Here is a 675-nt window from a genome sequence, read left to right as displayed (position 1 = left end):
GTGTAACGTCGTGAGCCGATTGATTTTCATGCACCACAAATAAACCGCGTCCGTGATTGTCGTCTTGTCTTCTGGACCATTCAATTAAATGGCCAAAATCAAAGGTCATTTCTTTTGAAAACCAACGAATATTTTCTTCTTTTGGCACACGGAAAAAGCCAAAGTCGTTACACGAGAGATCGACTCCCTGTAAAACCTTCGCTAAGCTACGTTTAATATTCTCTGAAATCCTTTTGGCCACTTTAAGACCACGAAAATCATGTTTATTCGAAATGRACAAAGGCTTGTCCAACACAAAATAAACCTGAAATCCTTTTGGGGTTTCCAAAATTAAGGTTGGGGAACCGACGCTGTGATCGAGTGCAGCCGTTAAAATTTCTGTATAAGCTTGCTTTTTGGAATCAATATCGACAACAAACGTATTGATTTGTTGTAAATTTGTTTCAACATGCCCTTTTATGTAATTTCGTCGTTGATTCGTATATGTACCGTAATTGAACACATTCGGTGTCCAGTGGGATAGCAAGTTGCAATCTTCCACAACCGATTCCTTGGAGGAAATGATGTATCCCTTCACTCCGTGTGGGGAAAGCAAATCTTCTTTTGAACGTGTTACAAACACTATACCGTTTTTATTTTGGGTATCTTGTCTTTTTAAGGCAATCTGTCTTGATA

At 38.9% G+C, this 675-nt stretch carries 1 pseudogene; it reads right to left on the bottom strand.

Features of this window, described 5'->3' with window-relative positions:
- Positions 1 to 675: pseudogene (locus AC1DSL_RS19110) on the bottom strand (primase C-terminal domain-containing protein); the annotation flags it as partial.

The organism is Paenisporosarcina sp. P4_D4, from assembly GCF_056401835.1.
The sequence above is the reverse complement of the archived record's forward strand: the minus strand, read 5'-3'. Positions and strand labels throughout refer to the sequence as shown.